The organism is Sphingopyxis sp. BSNA05 (assembly GCF_013265645.1).
Classification (GTDB): Bacteria; Pseudomonadota; Alphaproteobacteria; order Sphingomonadales; family Sphingomonadaceae; genus Parasphingorhabdus.
Map to the genome: position 1 here is coordinate 1 of NZ_PYIA01000075.1, position 728 is coordinate 728.

The 728-nt window shown below is 54.3% G+C and carries 1 protein-coding gene and 1 pseudogene; both read right to left on the minus strand.

The features are described 5' to 3' along the window. A pseudogene (locus tag C8024_RS08525) lies at positions 1-197 on the minus strand (type-F conjugative transfer system protein TraW); the annotation flags it as partial. Continuing rightward, positions 194-658, minus strand: coding sequence for a S26 family signal peptidase (locus tag C8024_RS08530; RefSeq protein WP_254305730.1), 465 nt, complete (start codon positions 656-658; stop codon positions 194-196). The gene C8024_RS08530 and the pseudogene C8024_RS08525, both read right to left, overlap by 4 nt. Positions 659-728: the final 70 nt, after the last annotated feature.

Sequence of the window (728 nt, forward strand, 5' to 3'; positions counted from 1 at the left end):
ATGGTGCGCGCTTTGAGTTTCTGGTTGAGCCGGTCAATGTCACCGTTCTTGTCCATGGTCTGAAGGCGCGACTGAATCTGTTCGAGTAAATCCGGTTCGATAATCGGGAAATGCGTACCCTGCTGGCCATAGTCGCGCGCCAATGCCGGTGACGACAGCAGGGCCGTAATGAGGAAAGGCAAAGATAGTCTGTTCACAATATTGCCCTCCCGGTGCCAATAATCCGGGGCGCGCAAATGAAACCAATCTCGCCATAGCGGCTATCAAAGCCATGTTTGTGGGACGTTCCGACATAATAGCAGCCGCCCGGAATGATGCCTACTGGACCTTTGGTAAGCGCTGCCCCTTTACGGGTTCTGGGTTTGGTTCGCGCCACAAGCCTATTGTTGATAAAGACATTTTTGCCGTCATGGCGAACCCGATCGCCCGGCATGCCCAATATCCGCTTTCCGAAGATCTGCGGTTTCGCGCCAAAGTGATTGATGAGTAGTTCTGAACGCGGTGGCTCGAAGAATATCAACGCGCCCCGAGAAGGGGTAAAATTCTTATCCAGCCAGAATGCCCAGTTGGGCAGGCTGGGACTGGCATTGATCAAGAGCGCATGGTTGTCGCTGAATTTGGCTATCGGCGCGTAGAGCAACGGGATCGCTGCCAGCATTGCCAGAACAAGCGGGCGTTTCAGGCGGGATATGAGAGCGCTCATTGCGGTTTCTCCCGGCTGTCGTTTT

Excerpts from the sequence above, each read along its gene's own strand:
- C8024_RS08530 (WP_254305730.1), bottom strand. The coding sequence starts at position 658 with ATGCTGGCAGCGATCCCGTTGCTCTACGCGCCGATAGCCAAATTCAGC.